Source organism: Thauera sp. SDU_THAU2 (assembly GCF_038260575.1).
Lineage (GTDB): Bacteria > Pseudomonadota > Gammaproteobacteria > Burkholderiales > Rhodocyclaceae > Thauera.
This window is the reverse complement of the sequence record NZ_JBBWUN010000003.1, coordinates 2,773,970-2,794,215: the sequence shown is the minus strand read 5'-3', so window position 1 is coordinate 2,794,215 and position 20,246 is coordinate 2,773,970. Positions and strand designations below refer to the sequence as shown.

General features: G+C 66.5%; 21 protein-coding genes and 1 pseudogene. 15 read left to right on the top strand and 7 right to left on the bottom strand.

The genetic code is table 11. From position 1 onward, the window contains the following. Positions 1 to 2: 2 nt before the first annotated feature. Positions 3 to 398 carry a GntR family transcriptional regulator gene (locus AAFL97_RS14650; protein WP_341645547.1) on the bottom strand — a complete coding sequence of 132 codons (396 nt, stop codon included), beginning with the start codon at positions 396 to 398 and terminating at the stop codon, positions 3 to 5. A 77-nt stretch (positions 399 to 475) separates the two neighbouring features. Next, positions 476 to 1,378 (bottom strand): LysR substrate-binding domain-containing protein, encoded by a 903-nt coding sequence (locus AAFL97_RS14645; protein ID WP_341645546.1) that lies wholly within the window; start codon positions 1,376 to 1,378, stop codon positions 476 to 478. A 236-nt stretch (positions 1,379 to 1,614) separates the two neighbouring features. Between AAFL97_RS14645 and AAFL97_RS14640 the strand changes: the two genes are divergently transcribed. The 8 genes from AAFL97_RS14640 to AAFL97_RS14605 all read left to right on the top strand — a co-directional run bounded on the left by AAFL97_RS14640 (position 1,615) and on the right by AAFL97_RS14605 (position 8,759). Continuing rightward, positions 1,615 to 2,640, top strand: coding sequence for an amidohydrolase family protein (locus tag AAFL97_RS14640; protein WP_341645545.1), 1,026 nt, complete (start codon positions 1,615 to 1,617; stop codon positions 2,638 to 2,640). Positions 2,641 to 2,655: 15 nt separating this feature from the next. Beyond that, a complete protein-coding gene (ligK, locus tag AAFL97_RS14635) occupies positions 2,656 to 3,348 on the top strand; it encodes a 4-carboxy-4-hydroxy-2-oxoadipate aldolase/oxaloacetate decarboxylase (protein ID WP_341645544.1) in 693 nt (230 codons plus the stop codon). 73 nt (positions 3,349 to 3,421) lie between these two features. Then, entirely contained in the window at positions 3,422 to 4,336 is a 915-nt protein-coding gene (locus AAFL97_RS14630; protein WP_341645543.1) for an amidohydrolase family protein, read from the top strand. Between the two features lies 1 nt (position 4,337). Beyond that, the gene (gene ligA, locus AAFL97_RS14625; RefSeq protein ID WP_341645542.1) at positions 4,338 to 4,784 is read left to right on the top strand and encodes a protocatechuate 4,5-dioxygenase subunit alpha; all 447 of its coding nucleotides are present in this window, start codon (positions 4,338 to 4,340) and stop codon (positions 4,782 to 4,784) included. A gap of 2 nt (positions 4,785 to 4,786) precedes the next feature. After that, entirely contained in the window at positions 4,787 to 5,641 is an 855-nt protein-coding gene (locus tag AAFL97_RS14620) for a class III extradiol dioxygenase subunit beta (RefSeq protein ID WP_341645541.1), read from the top strand. Continuing rightward, positions 5,641 to 6,600, top strand: coding sequence for a Gfo/Idh/MocA family oxidoreductase (locus tag AAFL97_RS14615; RefSeq protein WP_341645540.1), 960 nt, complete (start codon positions 5,641 to 5,643; stop codon positions 6,598 to 6,600). The genes AAFL97_RS14620 and AAFL97_RS14615 overlap by 1 nt, the downstream gene beginning before the upstream one ends. Before the next feature lie 87 nt (positions 6,601 to 6,687). Continuing rightward, entirely contained in the window at positions 6,688 to 7,683 is a 996-nt protein-coding gene (locus AAFL97_RS14610; protein WP_341645539.1) for an aldo/keto reductase, read from the top strand. A gap of 119 nt (positions 7,684 to 7,802) precedes the next feature. Next, positions 7,803 to 8,759: an AEC family transporter gene (locus AAFL97_RS14605; RefSeq protein ID WP_341645538.1), complete on the top strand. Its 957-nt coding sequence runs from the start codon at positions 7,803 to 7,805 to the stop codon at positions 8,757 to 8,759. Between the two features lie 42 nt (positions 8,760 to 8,801). Here the strand turns inward: AAFL97_RS14605 and AAFL97_RS14600 are convergent, their stop codons facing one another. From AAFL97_RS14600 to AAFL97_RS14585, 4 genes are all read right to left on the bottom strand, one after another. Beyond that, complete coding sequence (locus tag AAFL97_RS14600) at positions 8,802 to 9,605, bottom strand: SDR family NAD(P)-dependent oxidoreductase (RefSeq protein WP_341645537.1); 804 nt, start codon at positions 9,603 to 9,605, stop codon at positions 8,802 to 8,804. A 3-nt stretch (positions 9,606 to 9,608) separates the two neighbouring features. Continuing rightward, on the bottom strand, positions 9,609 to 9,965 hold the full coding sequence (locus AAFL97_RS14595; RefSeq protein WP_341645536.1) for an NIPSNAP family protein: 357 nt from the start codon (positions 9,963 to 9,965) through the stop codon (positions 9,609 to 9,611). Between the two features lie 17 nt (positions 9,966 to 9,982). Beyond that, complete coding sequence (locus AAFL97_RS14590) at positions 9,983 to 11,713, bottom strand: FAD-dependent oxidoreductase (RefSeq protein ID WP_341645535.1); 1,731 nt, start codon at positions 11,711 to 11,713, stop codon at positions 9,983 to 9,985. A gap of 75 nt (positions 11,714 to 11,788) precedes the next feature. After that, positions 11,789 to 12,604 (bottom strand): SDR family NAD(P)-dependent oxidoreductase, encoded by an 816-nt coding sequence (locus AAFL97_RS14585; RefSeq protein WP_341645534.1) that lies wholly within the window; start codon positions 12,602 to 12,604, stop codon positions 11,789 to 11,791. Between the two features lie 254 nt (positions 12,605 to 12,858). On the opposite strand from AAFL97_RS14585, the pseudogene AAFL97_RS14580 reads away from it, so the two are divergent. Together AAFL97_RS14580 and AAFL97_RS24725 are read left to right on the top strand one after the other, a co-directional pair. Further along, positions 12,859 to 13,146, top strand: a pseudogene (locus AAFL97_RS14580) (AraC family ligand binding domain-containing protein); the annotation flags it as partial. Between the two features lie 248 nt (positions 13,147 to 13,394). Continuing rightward, a complete protein-coding gene (locus AAFL97_RS24725; protein WP_445954541.1) occupies positions 13,395 to 13,619 on the top strand; it encodes a helix-turn-helix domain-containing protein in 225 nt (74 codons plus the stop codon). Between the two features lie 42 nt (positions 13,620 to 13,661). Here the strand turns inward: AAFL97_RS24725 and AAFL97_RS14575 are convergent, their stop codons facing one another. Beyond that, positions 13,662 to 14,444, bottom strand: coding sequence for an IclR family transcriptional regulator (locus tag AAFL97_RS14575; protein WP_341645533.1), 783 nt, complete (start codon positions 14,442 to 14,444; stop codon positions 13,662 to 13,664). 142 nt (positions 14,445 to 14,586) lie between these two features. On the opposite strand from AAFL97_RS14575, the gene AAFL97_RS14570 reads away from it, so the two are divergent. The 5 genes from AAFL97_RS14570 to AAFL97_RS14550 all read left to right on the top strand — a co-directional run bounded on the left by AAFL97_RS14570 (position 14,587) and on the right by AAFL97_RS14550 (position 20,220). Further along, a complete protein-coding gene (locus AAFL97_RS14570; protein ID WP_341645532.1) occupies positions 14,587 to 15,432 on the top strand; it encodes a sugar phosphate isomerase/epimerase family protein in 846 nt (281 codons plus the stop codon). A 104-nt stretch (positions 15,433 to 15,536) separates the two neighbouring features. Continuing rightward, the gene (locus tag AAFL97_RS14565; RefSeq protein WP_341645531.1) at positions 15,537 to 16,619 is read left to right on the top strand and encodes a tripartite tricarboxylate transporter substrate binding protein; all 1,083 of its coding nucleotides are present in this window, start codon (positions 15,537 to 15,539) and stop codon (positions 16,617 to 16,619) included. Positions 16,620 to 16,647: 28 nt separating this feature from the next. Continuing rightward, positions 16,648 to 17,637, top strand: coding sequence for a tripartite tricarboxylate transporter substrate binding protein (locus AAFL97_RS14560; protein WP_341645530.1), 990 nt, complete (start codon positions 16,648 to 16,650; stop codon positions 17,635 to 17,637). A gap of 384 nt (positions 17,638 to 18,021) precedes the next feature. Then, positions 18,022 to 19,038: a TRAP transporter substrate-binding protein gene (locus AAFL97_RS14555; protein WP_341645529.1), complete on the top strand. Its 1,017-nt coding sequence runs from the start codon at positions 18,022 to 18,024 to the stop codon at positions 19,036 to 19,038. 129 nt (positions 19,039 to 19,167) lie between these two features. Beyond that, on the top strand, positions 19,168 to 20,220 hold the full coding sequence (locus AAFL97_RS14550) for a Gfo/Idh/MocA family protein (protein WP_341645528.1): 1,053 nt from the start codon (positions 19,168 to 19,170) through the stop codon (positions 20,218 to 20,220). The last annotated feature ends 26 nt before the right edge of the window (positions 20,221 to 20,246 follow it).

Genomic DNA, 20,246 nt, shown 5'->3' with positions numbered 1-20,246 from the left:
CTTCATTCCTCCCTGTCGTCGTGCATGAGCTGCCGCAAGGCTTCGATCACCGGCCCGTGTTCCAGCCCGAGCTGTACGGCCTGGCGCGCCACTTCCTGCAGCGCGGGCGCCAGCGCCCGCAGCCTGTCCTCGACGGAACGGTGTGCGGGCGCCTGCGCCGCCACCACCATGCCTTTGCCGCGCTGGCGCTCCAGCAGGCCCTGGGCTTCGAGCTGGGCGTAGGCCTTGGATACCGTCATCGGATTCACCGCATGGGCGGCCGCCACCTCGCGCACCGAGGGCAGGCGCGTGCCCGGCGGGCACTGGCCGGCGGCGACCATGCGCGCGACCTGGCCGACGATCTGGCGGTAGATCGGGTCGGGCGAGCTGGGCTCGATGTGCAGGCTCATGGCGTCCATGTGTATTACTATAGCAATACACATGGACGATGCTCAAGCATGCCGCGGCAGGTGCCGGCGGCATGCCCCGGAATTCTTCAGCGGATGTCGAGTATCTGGGGAGTCAGTTCCTGCAGCAGCTGCAGCATGGCCTGCTGGGTGGTGGTGGTGGGGCGGCGCGAACTGAAGGCCAGTGCCAGCTTGGAGCGCAACCCGGGCGGGGCGATCGGGCGCAGCGAGAACAGTTCGGGATGCGGCGCGGTGCTGACCGCGTTGCGTGACAGCACCGCGTTGCCGGCGCCGTCCGCGACCAGGTCGAGGATCGCGGGAAGGACATCGACTTCGAGCGCGATCCTGGGATGGAGGCCGAGATTGGCGAGCTCGGTTTCCACCAGCATCCGGATGGTGTTGGGCCGGCTCGGGATGATGATGGGTTGCCGGGCCAGTGCCTGCAGCGTGATCGGCGTCTCGTCCGGTGGCGCGGCATCCCGGCGCTGGATGAGGAACAGGGGCTCCTCCAGCAGCGGGATCAGATCGATGTCCTGCGAGGGCGACGAGTTGTAGACGAGGGCGATGTCGAGCCGCCCGGACATCAGCGACTCCTGCATCGTCACCGACAGGCCTTCGGTGATCGACAGTGTGGCATCCGGCATGCGCTTGCGGAAAGCACGCATGACTGGCACCGTCAGCATCCTCGACAGGCTGGGCGGCAGGCCGATGACGACGCGGCCGGCCAGGGTGCCGCGGGCCAGCGACAGTTCTTCGCGCAGGCGATCGATCTGGTGCAGCACGCCGCGGCTGTGTTCCAGCAGCAGCTTGCCGGCCTCCGTCAGCGTCACGCCGCGGCCGTTGCGCACGAGCAGGTTCTGGCGCAGCTCGACTTCCAGCATGCGAACCTGGCGGCTGAGCGCGGGCTGGGCGATGTCGAGCGCGATCGAGGCACGGGTGAAGCTGCCGAGTTCTGCCACCCGCACGAAATAGCCGAGCTGTTTCAGATCCATGTCCGTCTGGTTCCGATGCTGGTCAAGAATGCCTCGCCGGGCAAGACGCCGGTCTGGCGACGATGTTGGATAAAGACATACGAGATGCCATGTTATAACACGGTGCGATAGCTGTTAGATGGCACACATTCTATTGGCACCGCGTGGCACCGGCCAGAATGCGTAGAACGACATAAATGCCCTGCCCACTGCAGGTGGGCGATCCATCGACCGGTTCGAAACAGAGGAGACAACGCATGATCATCGATATCCATGGTCATTACACCACCGCGCCCAAGGCGCTCGAAGACTGGCGCAACCGCCAGATCGCCGGCCTGAAGGATCCCTCGGCCGCGCCCAAGGTATCCGACCTCAGGATCAGCGACGACGAATTGCGTGAAACCATCGAGAAGAACCAGCTCCGGCTGATGAAGGAGCGCGGCTCCGATCTCACCATCTTCTCGCCGCGCGCCAGCTTCATGGCCCACCACATCGGCGATTTCAACACCAGTTCCACCTGGGCGGCAATCTGCAACGAGCTGTGCCATCGCGTTGCGCAGCTGTTCCCGGACAACTTCATCGGTGCCGCGATGCTGCCGCAGTCGCCCGGCGTCGATCCGAAGACCTGCATTCCCGAACTGGAGAAGTGCGTCAAGGAATACGGCTTCGTCGGCATCAACCTGAACCCCGATCCGTCCGGCGGCCACTGGACCAGCCCGCCGCTGTCCGACCGCCAGTGGTATCCGATCTACGAAAAGATGGTCGAGCTCGACATCCCGGCGATGGTGCATGTGTCGACCAGCTGCAACGCCTGCTTCCACACCACCGGCGCGCACTACCTGAACGCCGACACCACGGCCTTCATGCAGTGCCTGACCTCCGACCTGTTCAAGGATTTCCCGACGCTGAAGTTCGTGATCCCGCACGGCGGCGGCGCCGCGCCCTACCACTGGGGCCGCTTCCGCGGCCTGGCGCAGGAACTGAAGAAGCCGCTGCTGAAGGACCACCTGCTGAACAACATCTTCTTCGACACCTGCGTCTATCACCAGCCGGGCATCGACCTGCTGACCAAGGTGATTCCGGTCGAGAACGTGCTGTTCGCTTCCGAGATGATCGGCGCCGTGCGCGGCATCGACCCGGAAACCGGCCACTACTACGACGACACCAAGCGCTACATCGAGGGCGCGAACCTGACCGCCGAAGAGCGCCACATGATCTATGAAGGCAATGCCCGCCGGGTCTACCCGCGCCTGGATGCCGCGCTGAAGGCCAAGGGCCTGTAACAGGAGAGCGAAGAGATGACCCAACTGAACCAGCTCGGCATCGTCAAGCGCAACATCGTCCGCGCCGACAAGGCGGCGGTCGACAAGCTGTCCCGCTTCGGCGTCGCCACCATCCACGAGGCGATGGGCCGCGTCGGCCTGATGAAGCCCTACATGCGCCCGGTGTATGCCGGCGCGAAGATGTGCGGCACCGCCGTCACCATCCTGCTGCAGCCGGGCGACAACTGGATGATGCACGTCGCCGCCGAACAACTGCAGGAAGGCGACGTCGCCGTCGCCGCCTGCACCACCGACAATACCGACGGCTTCTTCGGCGACCTGCTCGCCACTTCGTTCAAGGCGCGCGGCGCGCGCGGCCTGATCATCGACGGCGGCGTGCGCGACGTGGCCGACCTCGAGCAGATGGACTTCCCGGTGTTCGCCAAGGCCATCCACGCCAAGGGCACGATCAAGGCCACGCTGGGTTCGGTCAACGTGCCGGTGGTCTGCGCCGGTGCGCTGGTCAATCCGGGCGACGTGGTCATCGCCGACGTCGATGGCGTGGTCGTCGTGCCCGCCGCGATCGCCCGGCAGGTGGCCGATGCCGCCGAGAAGCGCGAATCCTTCGAAGGCGAGAAGCGCGAGAAATTCGCCTCCGGCGTGCTCGGCCTCGATCTCTACAAGATGCGCGAGCCGCTGGAGAAGGCGGGGCTCAAGTACATCGACTGACATACCAATGATGCCTGGCGCGGCCACTGCGCTTGCCGCTGCCGCCAGGCCCCGATCACACCGGAGGAAACACATGCAATTCGACAAAACGCCGGGCTGGCTCGACTGGTACGCCGGTCCGTCCAAGCCCCGCTTCCAGCTCCCGGCCGGTGCGGTGGACGCACACTGCCACGTGTTCGGCCCCGGCGCGGAATTCCCCTACGCGCCCGAGCGCAAATACACGCCCTGCGACGCCGGCAAGGCGCAGCTGTTCGCGCTGCGCGACCACCTCGGCTTCGCCCGCAACGTCGTCGTCCAGGCCACCTGCCACGGTGCCGACAACCGCGCCATGGTCGATGCCTGCCAGGCGGCCGGCGGCAAGGCGCGCGGCGTCGCCACCGTGCGCCGCAGCATCACCGACGAGGAACTGCAGGAGCTGCATGCGGCCGGCGTGCGCGGCGTGCGCTTCAACTTCGTCAAGCGCCTGGTCGACTTCACCCCCAAGGACGAATTGCTCGAGATCGCCGGCCGCATCGCGCCGCTCGGCTGGCACGTGGTGATCTACTTCGAGGCGGTCGATCTGCCCGAGCTGTGGGACTTCTTCACCGCGCTGCCGACCACCGTGGTGGTCGACCACATGGGGCGCCCGGACGTGAGCAAGCCGGTCGATGGCCCCGAGTTCGAACTGTTCGTGAAGTTCATGCGCGACAACCCCAACGTATGGTCCAAGGTGACCTGCCCCGAGCGCCTGTCCGTCAGCGGTCCGAAGGCGCTGGACGGCGAGCAGAATGCCTACCGCGACGTCGTGCCCTTCGCCCGCCGCATCGTCGAGGAGTTTCCCGACCGCGTGCTGTGGGGCACCGACTGGCCGCACCCGAACCTGAAGGACCACATGCCCGACGACGGCCTGCTGGTCGATTTCATCCCGCACATCGCGCCGACCGCCGAATTGCAGCAGAAGCTGCTGGTCGACAACCCGATGCGTCTCTACTGGCCGGAGGAGTGCTGACATGGCGCTGGACAAACCCTATCTGGACATTCCCGGAACGATCATTTTCGATGCCGAGCAATCGCGCAAAGGCTACTGGCTCAACCAGTTCTGCATGTCGCTGATGAAGGCCGAGAACCGCGCCCGCTTCAAGGCCGACGAACGCGCCTATCTCGACGAATGGCCGATGACCGAGGAGCAGAAGCAGGCCGTGATGGCGCGCGACCTCAACTGGTGCATGCGCACCGGCGGCAACATCTATTTCCTCGCCAAGATCGGCGCCACCGACGGCCTGAGCTTCCAGCAGATGGCGGGCAGCATGACCGGCATGACCGAAGAGGAATACCGCGACATGATGCTCAAGGGCGGCCGTTCGCCCGAAGGCAACCGCTATCTCGGCGAAGATGGCGACGCGCAGCCCCATCGCCAGCCGCAGGGCGCGGCGGGCCGCAAGAACCAAGGAGCCTGAGCATGGCCAAGATTTCCGCATCCGTTTACACCTCGCACGTGCCGGCGATCGGCGCCGCGATCGACCTCAAGAAGACCGGCGAAGCCTACTGGCAGCCGCTGTTCGCGGGCTACGAGTACTCCAAGCAGTGGATGAAGGAAAACACGCCCGACGTGATCTTCCTGGTCTACAACGACCACGCCACCGCCTTCAGCCTCGACCTGATCCCGACCTTCGCGATCGGCACCGGGGCCGAATTCATCCCCGCCGACGAAGGCTACGGCCCGCGTCCGGTGCCCAAGGTCATCGGCCACCCGGAACTGGCCTCGCACATCGCCCAGAGCGTGATCCAGGACGATTTCGACCTCACCATCGTCAACAAGATGGAAGTCGACCACGGCCTCACCGTGCCGCTGTCGCTGATGTGCGGCGAGCCCGAGGCTTGGCCGTGCCCGGTGATCCCGTTCGCGGTCAACGTCGTGCAGTACCCGGTGCCCTCGGGCCGCCGCTGCTTCCAGCTCGGCCAGGCGATCCGCAAGGCGATCGAATCCTACGACGAGGACCTCAAGGTGCAGATCTGGGGCACCGGCGGCATGAGCCACCAGCTGCAGGGCGCGCGCGCCGGCCTGCTGAACCGCGAATGGGACAACGCCTTCCTCGACCGCATGATCGCCGACCCCGCCGACCTGGCGAACATGCCGCACATCGACTACGTGCGCGAGGCCGGCTCGGAAGGCATCGAGCTGGTGATGTGGCTGATCGCCCGCGGCGCGATGAGCGACGTCAACGGCGGCCCGGCGCCCACCGTCAGGCACCGCTTCTACCACATCCCCGCATCCAACACGGCCGTCGGCCACCTGATTCTGGAGAACAACTGATGAGCAAGACGATCAAGGTTGCGCTGGCCGGTGCCGGCGCGTTCGGCATCAAGCACCTGGACGGCATCAAGAACATCGACGGCGTCGAAGTCGTCTCCCTGATCAGCCGTGATCTGGACAAGACCCGCGAAGTGGCCGACAAGTACGGCATCGGCCACGTCACCACCGAGCTGGCCGACAGCCTGGCGCTGGCGGAAGTGGACGCGGTGATCCTGTGCACGCCGACGCAGATGCATGCCGAGCAGACGATCCAGTGCCTGAAGGCCGGCAAGCACGTGCAGGTCGAGATCCCGCTCGCCGACACCCTGAAGGGCGCCGAGGAAGTCGCCCGCCTGCAGAAGGAAACCGGCCTGGTGGCGATGGTCGGCCACACCCGCCGCTTCAACCCCAGCCACCAGTGGGTGCACAACAAGGTCCAGGCCGGCGAGTTCAATGTCCAGCAGATGGACGTGCAGACCTATTTCTTCCGCCGCACCAACATGAACGCGCTCGGCCAGCCGCGCAGCTGGACCGACCACCTGCTGTGGCACCATGCCGCCCACACCGTCGACCTGTTCGCCTACCAGGCCAACAGCCCGATCGTGCAGGCCAACGCCGTCCAGGGCCCGATCCACCCGGCGCTGGGCATCGCGATGGACATGTCGATCCAGCTCAAGGCCGCCAACGGCGCGATCTGCACGCTGTCGCTGTCCTTCAACAACGACGGTCCGCTCGGCACCTTCTTCCGCTACATCGGCGACACCGGCACCTACATCGCCCGCTACGACGACCTGTACAACGGCAAGGAAGAGCAGATCGACGTCTCCAAGGTCGCGGTGTCGATGAACGGCATCGAACTGCAGGACCGCGAGTTCTTCGCCGCCATCCGCGAAGGCCGCGAGCCGAATTCGAGCGTGCACAAGGTGCTGCCCTGCTACCAGGTGCTGCACCAGCTCGAGCAGCAGCTCAACGCCGCCTGATGCCCGCGCCGCCCGCTTGCGCGCGGGCGGTTCGGCCGGCTCCATCCCCGTGGGGCTGGAGCCGGTTTCATTTGCAGGAGCTCCCACATGCAAAAACGCAAACTCGGTCCTTTCCAGGTCGGCGCCATCGGCCTGGGCTGCATGAACCTGAGCCACGCCTACGGCGTGCCGCCCTCGCCCGAAGAGGGGGCGGCGCTGCTGTTGCGGGCGCTGGATCTGGGCGTCGATCACTTCGACACCGCCGCGCTGTACGGCTTCGGCGCCAATGAAAGCCTGCTCGGGCGGACGCTGGCGCAGCATCGTTCGCGCTTCACGCTGGCGAGCAAGTGCGGCATGACCGGCGTCGATGGCAAGCGCGTCATCGACGGCCGCCCCGAAACCTTGAAGCGTACTTGCGAGGAAGCCCTGCGCCGGCTGCAGACCGAGGTCATCGACCTCTATTACCTGCACCGCTGGGACAAGAACGTGCCGGTCGAAGACAGTATCGGTGCGCTCGCCGAGCTGGTCGGCGAAGGCAAGATTCGCGCGATCGGGCTGTCGGAAGTCTCCGCCGGCACCCTGCGCCGCGCCCATGCGGTCCATCCGATCGCCGCGGTGCAGACCGAATATTCGCTGTGGACGCGCAACGCCGAGATCGCCGTGCTCGAGGCCTGTCGAGAGCTGGGCGCTGCCTTCGTCGCCTTCAGCCCGGTGGCACGCGGTTTCCTGGCCGGTGCGCTGACCGACCCCGCCCAGGTCGCCGCCTTCGAGACCAAGGACATCCGCCGTGCGATGCCGCGTTTCCAGGACGCGCATTTCGCCGCCAACCTGCGCCTGCTCGACGACTATTCCGCCATCGCCCGCGAAACCGGCCACACGCCGGCGCAACTGGCGCTGGCCTGGCTGCTGAGCCGTGGCGAGCACGTGCTGCCGATCCCGGGCACCACCAGCATCGCGCACCTCGAAGAGAACCTGAAGGCCGCCGACGTGGTGCTGGCGCCGGGCGTGCTCGAACGGCTCGACGCACTGATCAACACGCGTTCGGTGTCCGGCCCGCGCTACCCGGCGGCGACGCAGAGCGAAATCGATACCGAAGAGTTCTGATCCCGGCCGGGCCAGGCCTCGGCGCTTTTCCATCTCCCTCTCCCCCGTGCCGTGCGGATGCGGCCGGGGGCTTTTTTCCGGCGGCTCAACGGCCTCGCGCCGACATACTGGACACTGACGTGCTCGACATTCTCGCCATCACCCTGCCGATCTTCATCCTGATCGGGCTCGGTTTCGGAGCAGTGCAATTCAAGCTGTTCGCCAAGGCGGACATCCGTGTGCTCGGCACGTTCGTGATCCAGTTCGCGCTGCCGGCGATGCTGTTCAAGGCGCTGTCGCAGCGGCCTTTCGGCGAAATCATGAACCCAGGCTACCTGTTCGCCTATGCGCTCGGCTCCCTCGTCGCCATGGGCACGCTGATGCTGTTGGCGAAGAAGGTATTCAAGCGCGACTTCCAGGCCAGCGTGATCTTCGGCATGGGCGGCTCGCTGTCGAACAGCGCCTTCATCGGCATGCCGGTGGCGGTGCAGGTGCTGGGGCCGATCGGCACCGTGGCGATGGCCCTGAGCATGCTGGTCGAAAACCTGCTGATCCTGCCGCTGCAGCTTCTGCTGGCCGACAGCGCGGGCAACAAGGGCGCCAGCGTCGGGCGCATTCTCCGGGACGTGCTGCTGCGGCTGATCCGCAACCCGATGCTGATCGCCATTCTCGTCGGCTTCAGCTTCGCCCTGACCGGCCTGCGCCTGCCGCAGCCGGTGTTCAAGGCGATCGACATGCTGTCGCTGGCCTCGGCCGCGATCGCGCTGTTCGTCATCGGCGGCAACCTGGCCGGCAGCTCGGTGCGGGGAATGGGGCGCGAAGTCGCGCTCATCACCGCCGGCAAGCTGCTGCTGCACCCGCTGGCGGTGCTGCTGGCGGTGATCATCGTGCCGGGCATCCCGGTCGAGCTGCAGGCGGCGGCGGTGCTCTTCGCCTGCGTGCCGATGCTGAGCATCTACGCCATCCTCGGCCAGAAGTACGGCATGGAGGCCTTGTGCTCGGCAGTGCTGGTGGTGGCCACCATCGTCTCCTTCGTCACCATCAGCATCATCATCTGGCTGGTGAAGGCCAGCGGCATGGTGCCGGGCCTGAGCTGACCCGGTCCGGCCGGAGCAGGCCCGGCCCGCGGGCAGGGCGCCTCAGGCGCCTGCTAGCGGCGGCAGGCTGTCTTCCGGCGCGCCCAGCGCCAGCCAGCCGCCATCGGCGACCAGCGTGGCGCCGGTGACGAAGCTGGCGCGATCCGAGGCGAGGAAGGCGATCACCTCGGCGATCTCGCGCGGTTCGGCGAGGCGGCCCAGCGGCGTGCGGCCGGCCAGGCTGCGGGTGTTCAGCGCGCCGCGCGCTTCCAGTTCGGCGATCAGCTCGGTGCGCACGTAGCCCGGCGCCACTGCATTCACGCGCAGTCCGCGGCGTGCCCATTCGCAGGCCAGCGAGCGCGTCATGCCGGCGATGCCGGCCTTGGCCGCGGCATAGGCGTTGCGTTGCGGAATGCCGGCGAAACCCGCGATCGACGACAGGTTGACGATGCTGCCGCGGCCTCGCGCCAGCATCGTCCTGCCCACCGCCTGCGACACCAGGAAGGTGCCGCGCAGATGCACCGCCAGCACGCGGTCGAAGGCGTCGGCCTGCTGGTCCAGCGTGCCGGCGGCCTGTTCGGCGATGCCGGCGTTGTTGACCAGCACGTCGATGCGGCCATGGCGCGCCAGCACCGCATCGACCATCGCCGTCACGTCTTCCTGCTCGGCGACGTTGGCGCCGATGCCCCAGTGAGCAGCGCCCAGTTCGGCCGCGCGGGCGCGCGCCTTGTCGGCGCGCAGGTCGGCCAGCACGACGTGCTCGAAGTCCTGCGCCAGGCGCTGCGCCGTGGCCCAGCCGATGCCGTCGGCGGCGCCGGTGACGAGGGCGACCGCGCCGCTTTTTACTTCGCTTCGTGCGCTCTCCATGGTTCAGTCCCGTTTCAGGCCGGGCATGTCGACCATGCGGATCAGGCGGGTTTCCTGCGCGGTGATCAGGTGGCCCGAGGCGGCGAGGTATTTCGGGAAATCGGGATGGGTGTCGCGCGCCCGGCAGCGCGCTTCGTAGTCGGCCAGGCTTTCGTAGGCCCACAGATGCACGAACTGGTTCTGCGCGCCGACCAGGCTGGTATAGAAGCCGACCGGATGGCCGAGGGTCTCGAGCAGGACCGGCATCGCCAGGCGGTCGAAGACCTCGATGAACTCGTTCATCCTGCGCAACTGGATGGTGTAGATGCGATGGTCGATCAGCGGCTTGTCGAGCGGCCTGACGAGTTGGTTGAGCAGCATCTCCGTCTCCCTGGGTCCTATTTGCCGGCGCCGGCGATGTGGCGGCCGGTGATGTAGCCGAAAGTCATGATCGGGCCGAGCGTGATGCCGGCGCCGGGGTAGTTGCCGCCCATGATGCTGGCGCGGTCGTTGCCCACCGCGAACAGGCCGGGGATGGCCTGGCCGGCCTCGTTCAGCACTTCGCCGACGGCGCTGGTGCGGATGCCGTCGAAAGTGCCCAGATCGCCCATGACGACCTTGACCGCGTAGTAGGGCCCGGCACCGACCGGTGCGACGCAGGGATTGGGCTTGTTCTCCGGGTCGGCGAGGTAGCGGTTGAAGGCGGTGGTGCCGCGGCCGAACTGCAGATCCTGGCCGTTGACCGCGCCCTCGTTGTACTCGGCGACGGTCTTTTCCAGCTCGGCGGCGTCGATGCCGGCATTCCTCGCCAGCTCGGCCAGCGTGTCGCCCTTGATCAGGTAGCCGCTCTTGATGAAGCGGCCGACCGGCATCGGCGCCGGCTTGACGTAGCCGAGGCCGTACTTGCTCAGCGTGGCCTGGTCGCAGATCAGCCACATCGCGGTTTCCTGCTCGTCCTTGCAGGCTTCGATCATCGCCGCGCCGACGTCGTGATAGGACTCGGACTCGTTGCAGAAACGCTTGCCCTTGCGCGTCACGCCGATGATGCCGGGCTTGTAGCGGTCGAGCAGGTGGGGGAACACGCCGCTGCGCCCCTTGCCCAGCGGCGCCTTCGACACCGGCATCCAGGCGGCGGCGCTCGGGTAGCGGATGTCGACCAGACCGCCGGCCTGTTCGGCCATGCGCGCGCCGTCGCCGGTGTTGCCGCTCGGCACCGGCGACAGGTGTTCGCCGCCGCGCTGCAGGTGCGGGTAGGCCTTGCGCAGGCGGGCGAGGTCGTGCGAGAAGCCGCCGCAGGCCAGCAGCACGCCGCGCCTGGCGGCGATGCGGACTTCGCCGCCGTCCGGGCCGGTGGCGAGCGCGCCGGTGATGCGGCCGTCCTGCATGCTCAGTTCCTTGGCGCCGGTCCTGGTGTAGATCGGAATGCCGAGGTCGAAGCAGGATTTGGCCAGGCGGGCGGCCAGCGCATTGCCGCTGGTGACCTTGATGCCGCGCCTGTACAGCGCCAGCTCCTTGATGTGGGTGGCGAGGCGCCTGGCGACGTAGGTGAAGGAGGCCAGCGACCTGGTGGCATTGAAGAAGTGCTTGAGGTCGGCATTGGACGAATTGAACATCATGCCGATGAAGGTGATGGTTTCCAGCGGCGGGCGCAGGCGCGGCATGTCGTCGCCGAGGGCGCGGATGTCGAAGGGCGCGGCCAGGATCGAGCGGCCGATGTCGACGCCGCCCGGGACCGTCGGATGGTAGTCGGGGTAGAGCGTGGGGACGAACTCGACCGAAGTCTCGCGCTCGAAGAAATCGACCATCTCGGGCGCTGCGTCGAGGAAGGCCTCGGTGGCCTCGGCGTCGTAGAACGCGCCGGTCTCGTTCTTCATGTATTCGATCACCGCTTCGCGGCTGTCCTGGATGCCGGCCTTCTTCGCCTGCGGGTTGCCCGGAACCCACAGCACGCCGCCGGAAAACGCGGTGGTGCCGCCGAAGACGTCTTCCTTCTCGATGACGACCACGTCCAGGCCGTGCTTCTTCGCCGTCACCGCGGTCGACATGCCGCCGGCGCCGGAACCGATGACGAGCAGGTCGCATTCGATCCGGCCGGGGGGATGGGGTGGCTCATGTGCTGTCCTCTGCATGGGGGGGCCGGCGATCCTGTGCCGCCGGCCGGAATTCGGATGGTGTGGGGAAGATCGGGCGCGGCGGCCGCGCGCTCAGGCGGGCTTGCCGGTCTGGTTGTAGCCGGGGCGGGGCACCAGATCCATCAGCATGCAGTCCATGCCGCCATCGACCAGGATCTCGGCGCCATTGACGTAGGCGGCACGGTCGCTGGCGAGGAAGACCGCCACGTTGGCGATGTCCACCGGTTCGCCGACGCGGCGGCTGGCGGTGACGGCGGCGCGCTTCTGTTCGAAGCCGGGCTCTTCGTAGAATTTGGCCGACAGCGCGGTGCGGATCATGCCCGGGCACACGGCATTGCTGCGGATGCCCTGCGGCCCCCATTCGGCGGCCATCTGGCGCGACATCAGCAGCACGCCGGCCTTGCTGGCGCTGTAGGCGCCGCTGTTGGTCTGCGGGTTCAGCGCCGAGATCGAGGCCACGTTGACCACGCTGCCACGGCCGTTCGCGCGCATCTGGGTAGCGAAGCTGCGTGCGCACAGCAGGTAGCCGGTCAGGTTGATCGCCAGCACCTTGTTCCAGTCGTCGAGGCTGACTTCGGCCAGCGGCGCGGCGCGCAGCAGGCCGGCGTTGTTGATCAGCGCATGGCAGGGGCCGAGCTCGCGTTCGACGCGCGCGGCGGCGGCCTGCACGGCGGCTTCGTCCGCGGTATCGACGGCGAGGCCGATGGTGGTGGCGCCGGCCGCGTTGAGGCGGGCGGACAAATCGGCCGCGCCCTGGCCGTTCAGGTCGAGCAGGGCGACGCGCGCGCCCACCGCGGCGAGGTTCTCGGCGATGGCGGCGCCGATGCCGCTGGCAGCGCCGGTCACCACGCAAACCTTGCCTTCGAGGCCGAGCCAGTTGTTCATCATGTTGAGTCTCCCGGGGGATGGATATGGGTGCATCTTAGTGATGCCTATCGCCCCATCAAATCGACAAATGCTTCGGTGAATAGGATAATTCGTGCATCGATGGCAGGAGGCCGCACAGCGTGAAGAGACTTCCGAACTACGATCTGTACGGTACCGAGGCCAAACCCGCCTGGCTGGATTCCTTCAGCTTCGAGTGGATTCCCGAGCGTTCCGCGCCCAACAACTGGGAGATCGAGCCCCATACCCACGATGCCATGATGCAGTTGCTGTATGTCTGCAAGGGCAGCGGCGAAGCCTTGATCGACGGGACGAAACGGGCGGTCGAACCGCCCTGCCTGATCGTGATGCCCGCGCACACCGTGCACGGTTTCCATTTCTCGCCCGAGATGGATGGGCCGGTGGTGACGGCGCCGCAGCGTCCGCTGGAGGCGCTGGCGGTGGTCGCGCGGCCGGAACTGCTGCCGGTGCTGCGCACGCCGGCGGTGATTCCGGTTGCGGCGGAGACGCGCCATGCGGATGCGCTGATGCCGCTGTTCCTGGCGCTGGAGCGTGAGTCGCGCGCCTATGCGCCGGGGCAGATCGCCGCGGGCAGCGCGCTGCTGCTGGCGCTCTTCGTACAGATCGCGCGCATCGGCGAGAGCCGCGAGACGGGCGCCAGCGCCGAGCGTTCGCGGCGCGCGGCACGGGTCGAGCGTTTCCGCGCGATGGTGGATCGCCATTTCAGCGCGCACCTGCCGGTCGAACGCTACGCGGCCGAACTGGGGGTGTCGGCCGGCCAGCTTGCGCGCCAGTGCCGCGAATCGCTCGGCATGTCGCCGCTGGACGTGATCAATGCGCGCCTGGTGCACGAGGCGCAGCGCGAGCTGGTCACTCCACCCTGTCGGTCAAGCAGATCGCCGGCGTCCTCGGCTTCGACGACGAAGCCTATTTCGGCCGCTTCTTCAAGAAGCACGCCGGGCATACGCCGACCGCGTTTCGCGGGATGGCCAGGCGGCAACTGGCAGGCGAGGGCTGAGCCCGTCCGGCCTTGGCGGCAGGCGTGTTCCGCCGTCCTTGCTCAGCGGCGGCCCGAGCCCGTTCCGCGCATGCTGATCGCCGCCAGTTGCCGGGCGCATTCCTGCACCATCGGGGCGAGCATCGACATGCGTTCGACGGTGAGGCGAATCGATGGTCCGGCGATGCTGACGGTGCCGATCGCTTCGCCGTCGCCCGCTCGCCGGATGGCCGCCGCTAGCGCGCTGGTGCCGGCCTCGTAGGCTTCGAAGACGACGGCATAACCACGCTGGCGCGTCTCCTCGATGCGCTCCATCAGTTCGCGCATCGAGGCCGGTGCGCCCGGACCCATCGAGGCCGCTTTTTCCAGGCCCTGCCGGGCGATGAGCTGCAGCGCGCGTTCCTCGTCGACGGCCGCCAGCAAGGCCAGGCCGTTGGCGGTCGCGGGCAGATAGACGTCCGAGCCCGTATCGGGGTCGTAGCGCAGGCCGGTGCGCGCGCCCTGGGCCTTGGCGATCCAGATCAACTGTTCGCCTTCCACCACCGCCAGCCGGACCAGTTCGCCGGTGGCATCGGCCAGGTCGTCCAGCAAGGGCTGCGCGGTGTCGGTGATGCCGCTGGCCGCCAGGTAGCTGAGCCCCAGTGAAGCCAGCCGGAACGTCAGCACGTACTGCGTGCTGCCCGGCTCCTGCTTCACGTATCCCATCTCCGTGAGATCGACCAGCAGCCGGTGCGCGGCGGTCCGGGGAATGCCCGACTGGTCGGCGATCTCGTGCGCCGGCAACCCGTGTACGTTGCGTACCAGCAGTTCGAGGATGGAAATCGCACGGTCGCGAACCGATGGCATGAGCTTCTCCTGGCTGTTCGATGCTTCATCTTAGAGCCAAATGGTCTTGTGTTCCACTTGGTATTTAATGTCGAAACTAGGGTTTATACTTATTTTGGTTCTGAATTTCAGTTGGTAATTTGTTTCAATGAAAGGAGGGCGCATGAAGATCGCGATCGATTCGTACAGTTATCACCGCTATTTCGGCGAGATCTATCCAGGGCTCGAAGAGGATCCCGGCTCACGGATGAGCATGGGTGATTTCGTGGACCGTGCCCATGAGCTTGGCGTGGCAGGGGTTTCGCTGGAGTCGTGCTTCATGCCGAACCCGAGCCGTGAGGAAGTGTCCCGGCTAAGGGCGCAGCTGGATCGCCTGGGGCTGGAGCGGGTATGGGCCTGGGGCCACCCCGGCGGGCTCCAGTCGGGCGCGGCGCCCGAGCAGTTGGGCGACCTGATGCGCCACACGGCGATTGCAGCCGAGCTCGGCGCCGGCGTCATGCGCATCTGCTGCGGCGGCCGGCGGACGCGGCCGGCGGATTGGCCGGCGCACAAGGCAGCCCTGCTGCCGCTGCTCGACGAGGCGTGTGCGCACGCCGGACGGCATGGCGTGGTGCTTGCCATCGAGAACCACATCGACTTCCTGGCCGATGAACTGGTCGAACTGGTCGAGGCGGTGGATTCGCCCTGGCTGGGCGTCTGCCTCGACACCGCCAACAACCTGCGCATGCTGGAAGACCCGGCCGTCGCCATCGAAAAGCTCGCGCCCTATGCCCGCGCCACCCATATCAAGGACGTCGCGGCGCACCGGGGCAATCCGCGCGAATTCGCCTTCTGGCCCAGCGTGCCGGTCGGCCGCGGGCTGATCGACGTCCCGCGTGCCTTCGACGCGCTGCGCCGCCATGGCTACCGCGGCCTGCTCGCGCTCGAGATCGATTACCTGCATCCCGACTACCCGAGCGATGCACAGGCCATTGCCGACAGTCTCGCCTACATGCGCAGCCTGCTCTGAACGCCCTACCTGCTCCGCTGTAGCTGCGGTCGAATCGGGTGCGCCGCGCAGAAGTCACCCGGATATTCCTTGAGCATCGCGTCTACGACGCAGGAGAAGACATCATGATGAAATTTCGCAGGCTGGCGGGCGTCGCGGCCCTGTCGCTGGCCAGTGCCATGGCATCCGCACAGAGCTTCCCCGAGCGGGAAATCACCGGCGTGATCCAGTGGGCGGCCGGCGGCACCACCGACGTCGCCATGCGCAGCCTCGCGCCCTACGCCGAAGAGGCGCTGGGCAAGAAGGTGGTGCTGCAGAACAAGCCGGGCGGGGTGGGCGTGATCGGCGCCAACTTCGTGCTGCAGCAGAAGCCGGACGGCTACACGGTGCTGATGGGCGCGGGGGATCCCGCGCTGTACAAGGTGATGGGCCTGGCCAATTTCGACTATGGCGATTTCTATCCGATCAACATCGTTTCGCGCACCAACGTGGTGCTGGTGGCGAGGAAGGACAAGCCGTGGACCACGCTGAAGGACCTGCTTGCCGAGGTCCAGGCCAATCCCGGCAAGCTGAAGATGTACACCGCCGGCACCGGCACCGTGCCCTTCACGGCCAGCACGATGGTGGCTTCGGTGACCAAGTTCCCGGCGCTGCCGGTGCCTTTCGACGGTGACGGCCCCGGCATCACCGCCATCCTCGGTGGCCACATCGATTTCGGCTTCGTCGGTGTCAGCGCGGTGCAGGAACACATCAAGTCGGGCCGCCTGAAGGCGCTCGGCGTGCTCGACGACAAGCCCTACGGCGACATTCCGCCGATGACCGAATCGGTGCCCGAGCTGGAGAAATTCGCCGGCTGGGGGCCGTTCTTCGGCGTCTTCGTCAGGAACGACGTTCCTGAAGAGATCAAGCAGAAGCTGGTCGCCGCGTTCAAGACTGCCGCCGATACCCCCGCCCACCGCGAACAGGTGGGGAACCGCGGCAACATGATGATGAACATCGCGGGTGACGAAGCGCGCGAATTCATCCGGCGCTGGCAGTCGATCACCGCCTGGGTCCTACCAGGACGTGGGCGCTGCCAAGAAGGATCCGGCCGAGCTGGGCATTCCCCGTCCCTGATCAATGGCTGCAAGGAGCGCTGCTGTATCTGCTCCGCTGTAGCTGCGGTCGAATCGGGTGCGCCGTGCAAAAGTCACCTGAATATCCTTTGAGCATCACGTCCACGCAGGAGGAGACATCATGATGAAATTCCACAAGCTGGCCGGCATCGCGGCCCTGTCGCTGGCCAGTGCCATGGCTGCCGCGCAGAACTACCCCGAGCGGGAAGTATCGGGCGTGATCCAGTGGTCGGCCGGCGGCACCACCGACGTCGCCATGCGCGGCCTCGCACCCTATGTCGAAGAGGCGCTGGGCAAGAAGGTGGTGCTGCAGAACAAGCCGGGCGGGGTGGGCGTGATCGGCGCCAACTTCGTGCTGCAGCAAAGGTCGGACGGCTACACGCTGTTGATGAGCGCGGAGAATCCGGCGCTGTACAAGGTCATGGGCCTGGCCAACTTCGACTACAGCGACTTCTACCCGATCAACGTCATCTCGCGCAGCAGCGTGGTGCTGGTGGCGAGGAACGACAAGCCGTGGACCACGCTCAAGGACGTGCTCGCCGCAGTCCAGGCCAGCCCCGGCAAGCTGAAGATGTACACCGCCGGCGTCGGTACGGTGCCGTTCACGGCCAGCTCGATGGTGGCTTCGGTGGCCAAGTTCCCGGCGCTGCCGGTGCCTTTCGACGGCGATGGTCCCGCCATCACCGCGATCCTCGGCGGCCACATCGATTTCGGCTTCGTCGGTGCCAGTTCGGTGCTGGAGCACATCAAGTCGGGCCGCCTGAAGGCGCTCGGCGTGCTCGACGACAAGCCCTATGGCGACATCCCGCCGATGACCGAGTCGCTGCCCGAGCTGGAGAAGTTCGCCGGCTGGGGACCGTTCTTCGGCGTCTTCGTCAAGAACGACGTGCCCGATGAAGCCAAGCAGAAGCTGGTCGCCGCGTTCAAGACCGCGGTCGATGTCCCTGCCCACCGCGAACAGGTGGAGAACCGCGGCAACACGATACTGAACATCTCGGGCGACGAGGCGCGCGAATTCATCCAGCGCTGGCAGTCGATCACCGCCTGGGTCTATCACGACGTGGGCGTGGCCAAGAAGGACCCGGCCGAGCTGGGCATTCCCCGTCCCTGATCCTCCGGGCCTGGCCGCACCAGGCTCCTTCCCTGCAAACGATGACCGGTGGACGTTTCCACCGGTCATCGTTTGCAGGTGGGCTACCGATCGTGGCTCGTGGACTGCCCTGAGTGTTCCCTGTCCCTGATCGCGGCAGCGGATACGGTGGCGACGGCCATCCGTCACGAGCTACACTGAATTTGTGCGCCTGGCGCACATTTGGCGAGCGCCGTGCTTTGCTGCCATCCGCTCCGGGAATAGATTCCAGTGATGCGGTGATCAAGAGGCTTCTCGGTCGCCGCCGCAGGGGAACCCGTCCCGGTTCCCGCAGAGCGTGTTGGCATGCCGCGCCCTGTATCCACGCCTGGCGTGCCCTCATTTGAAATAAGCAGGAGACAACCCATGAAGCGTCGTCTGATGATGAAGACCGTTTTTGCAACGCTGCTCGCGGTCAGCTTTGCTGGCACGGCGGCCCACGCGGCCGATTTTTCCAAGCGTTCCCTGAAGTTCGGCATGCAGAATCCGAAGGGCCACCCGGCCGAGCTCGGCGCGCAGAAATTCGCCAAGCTGGTCGAGGAGAAATCCGGCGGCAAGATCAAGATCAGGGTCTTCGCCGGCGGCGTGCTCGGCGGCGACCAGCAGACGGTGTCGGCGCTGCAGGGCGGCACGATCGAGATGACGGCGCTGAATTCGGGCATCCTGGGCTCGCACGTCAAGGAAATGGCGATCTACGACTTCCCCTTCCTGTTCGCCAACGAGAAGGAGGCCGATGCCATCGTCGATGGCCCCTTCGGCCAGGAACTGCACAAGAAGCTGGAAGAAAAGGGCATCGTCGGCCTGGGCTACTGGGAGCTGGGCTTCCGCGACATCACCAACAACGTGCGTCCGATCAACAAGGTCGAGGATCTCGCCGGGCTGAAACTGCGCGTCATCCCCAACCCGATCAACCTCGACTGGGTCAAGGCGCTGGGCGCCAACCCGGTGTCGCTGGCCTTCCCCGAGGTTTACACCGCGCTCGAGCAGAAGGCGATCGACGGCCAGGAGAATCCGGTGACGGTGATCCAGGCCAACAAGATGAACGAGGTGCAGAAGCACCTGGCGCTGACCCACCACGTGTACAACCCGCAATCCATCATCATCAGCAAGAAGGTATGGGACACCTTCAGCGCCGACGAGAAGAAGGCTTTCCAGGAGGCCGCTGCCGAAGCGATCGCGTTCGAACGCGCAGCCTCGCGCGAGCAGACCGTGAAGTCGCTCGAGCAACTGAAGAAGGCCGGCATGCAGGTGACCGAGCTGGCGCCCGAGGAACTGGCTAAGTTCCGCGAGAAGATGCAGCCGGTCATCGCTGCCCATGCCGCGACGGTGGGGCAGGAGACCGTCGACGCGATCAACGCCGAACTGGCCAAGCTGCGCCAGTAAGATCGCGCGGCTTCGCTTGACTCGCGGGGGGTGAGGCCGGGCGGCTTCACTCCTTTTTTCTGCTGCCGCCCCGTGGCCGAAGGGGGTTGGGCAAGCACGACCTCAGGATCAGAACAGGAATCGACAGAGATGGAAAAACTCAGGATTGCGGTGGCCGGTGCGGGTTATATCGGCCAGGCGCACATGGAAGTGATACTGCGCAGCGGGACTTGCGCGCTGTCGGCGGTGGTCGATCCCTCGCCGGCCGCCGCCCAGGTGGCGGCCGGCGCAGGCGTGCCGCTGTACGGCTCGCTCGGCGAACTGATCGCGAAGGATCGCCCGGATGGGGTCGTCCTCGCCACGCCCAATCAGCTCCATGCGGAGCACGCGCTGCAATGCATCGAGGCCGGCCTGCCGATCCTGCTGGAAAAGCCGATCACGCCGACGGTGGCGGAAGCCGAGGCGCTGGTGAAGGTGGTCGAGGAGCGCGGCGCCAAGGTGCTGATCGGGCACCATCGCGCGCACAGTCCGATCATGGCCAAGGCGCGGCAGGTGGTCGAGCAGGGTGCGCTGGGCCGCGTGGTGGCGGTGATGGGCAGCGCCACCTTCTTCAAGCCCGATCATTACTTCGCCGATGCGCCGTGGCGGCGCGAACCGGGCGCCGGCCCGATCCTGCTCAACATGATCCACGAAGTGCATAACCTGCGCATGCTGTGCGGCGAGATCGTCGCCGTGCAGGCCTTCTCGTCCAATGCCGTGCGCGGCTTCGCCGTCGAGGACACGGTGGCGATCAACCTGCGCTTCGCCAGCGGCGCGCTCGGCACCTTCATGCTGTCCGACACCGCCGCCTGCCCGCGCAGCTGGGAACAGACTTCGCAGGAGAACAAGGCCTACCCGAGCTATGACGACGAGGACTGCTACGTCATCGCCGGCACCAACGGCAGTCTGTCGGTGCCGACGATGCGGCTGAAGACCTATCCGCGGGACGAGGATCGCTCGTGGTGGAAGCCCTTCGAGGTGGGTACAGTAGGCATGGTGCGCGACGACCCCCTGAAGCATCAGATCGAGCACTTCTGCGAAGTGCTGAGGGGCGAGGCCGAGCCGCTGGTCAGTGCCCGCGACGGCCTGGCCAACCTGCGCATCACCGAAGCTATTGCCGAAGCGGCCGGCACCGGCCGCGTCGTCGATACTTCGGAGCGTTGAACATCCCGTTTTTCCACAAGGAAGGA

What these genes read in the sequence shown, in the direction of transcription:
- AAFL97_RS14650 (WP_341645547.1), bottom strand. Translation starts at nt 398, where the DNA reads ATGGACGCCATGAGCCTGCACATCGAGCCCAGCTCGCCCGACCCGATC.
- AAFL97_RS14645 (WP_341645546.1), bottom strand. Translation starts at nt 1,378, where the DNA reads ATGGATCTGAAACAGCTCGGCTATTTCGTGCGGGTGGCAGAACTCGGC.
- AAFL97_RS14640 (WP_341645545.1), top strand. Translation starts at nt 1,615, where the DNA reads ATGATCATCGATATCCATGGTCATTACACCACCGCGCCCAAGGCGCTC.
- ligK (WP_341645544.1), top strand. Translation starts at nt 2,656, where the DNA reads ATGACCCAACTGAACCAGCTCGGCATCGTCAAGCGCAACATCGTCCGC.
- AAFL97_RS14630 (WP_341645543.1), top strand. Translation starts at nt 3,422, where the DNA reads ATGCAATTCGACAAAACGCCGGGCTGGCTCGACTGGTACGCCGGTCCG.
- ligA (WP_341645542.1), top strand. Translation starts at nt 4,338, where the DNA reads ATGGCGCTGGACAAACCCTATCTGGACATTCCCGGAACGATCATTTTC.
- AAFL97_RS14620 (WP_341645541.1), top strand. Translation starts at nt 4,787, where the DNA reads ATGGCCAAGATTTCCGCATCCGTTTACACCTCGCACGTGCCGGCGATC.
- AAFL97_RS14615 (WP_341645540.1), top strand. Translation starts at nt 5,641, where the DNA reads ATGAGCAAGACGATCAAGGTTGCGCTGGCCGGTGCCGGCGCGTTCGGC.
- AAFL97_RS14610 (WP_341645539.1), top strand. Translation starts at nt 6,688, where the DNA reads ATGCAAAAACGCAAACTCGGTCCTTTCCAGGTCGGCGCCATCGGCCTG.
- AAFL97_RS14600 (WP_341645537.1), bottom strand. Translation starts at nt 9,605, where the DNA reads ATGGAGAGCGCACGAAGCGAAGTAAAAAGCGGCGCGGTCGCCCTCGTC.
- AAFL97_RS14595 (WP_341645536.1), bottom strand. Translation starts at nt 9,965, where the DNA reads ATGCTGCTCAACCAACTCGTCAGGCCGCTCGACAAGCCGCTGATCGAC.
- AAFL97_RS14590 (WP_341645535.1), bottom strand. Translation starts at nt 11,713, where the DNA reads ATGCAGAGGACAGCACATGAGCCACCCCATCCCCCCGGCCGGATCGAA.
- AAFL97_RS14585 (WP_341645534.1), bottom strand. Translation starts at nt 12,604, where the DNA reads ATGATGAACAACTGGCTCGGCCTCGAAGGCAAGGTTTGCGTGGTGACC.
- AAFL97_RS14575 (WP_341645533.1), bottom strand. Translation starts at nt 14,444, where the DNA reads ATGCCATCGGTTCGCGACCGTGCGATTTCCATCCTCGAACTGCTGGTA.
- AAFL97_RS14570 (WP_341645532.1), top strand. Translation starts at nt 14,587, where the DNA reads ATGAAGATCGCGATCGATTCGTACAGTTATCACCGCTATTTCGGCGAG.
- AAFL97_RS14565 (WP_341645531.1), top strand. Translation starts at nt 15,537, where the DNA reads ATGATGAAATTTCGCAGGCTGGCGGGCGTCGCGGCCCTGTCGCTGGCC.
- AAFL97_RS14560 (WP_341645530.1), top strand. Translation starts at nt 16,648, where the DNA reads ATGATGAAATTCCACAAGCTGGCCGGCATCGCGGCCCTGTCGCTGGCC.
- AAFL97_RS14555 (WP_341645529.1), top strand. Translation starts at nt 18,022, where the DNA reads ATGAAGCGTCGTCTGATGATGAAGACCGTTTTTGCAACGCTGCTCGCG.
- AAFL97_RS14550 (WP_341645528.1), top strand. Translation starts at nt 19,168, where the DNA reads ATGGAAAAACTCAGGATTGCGGTGGCCGGTGCGGGTTATATCGGCCAG.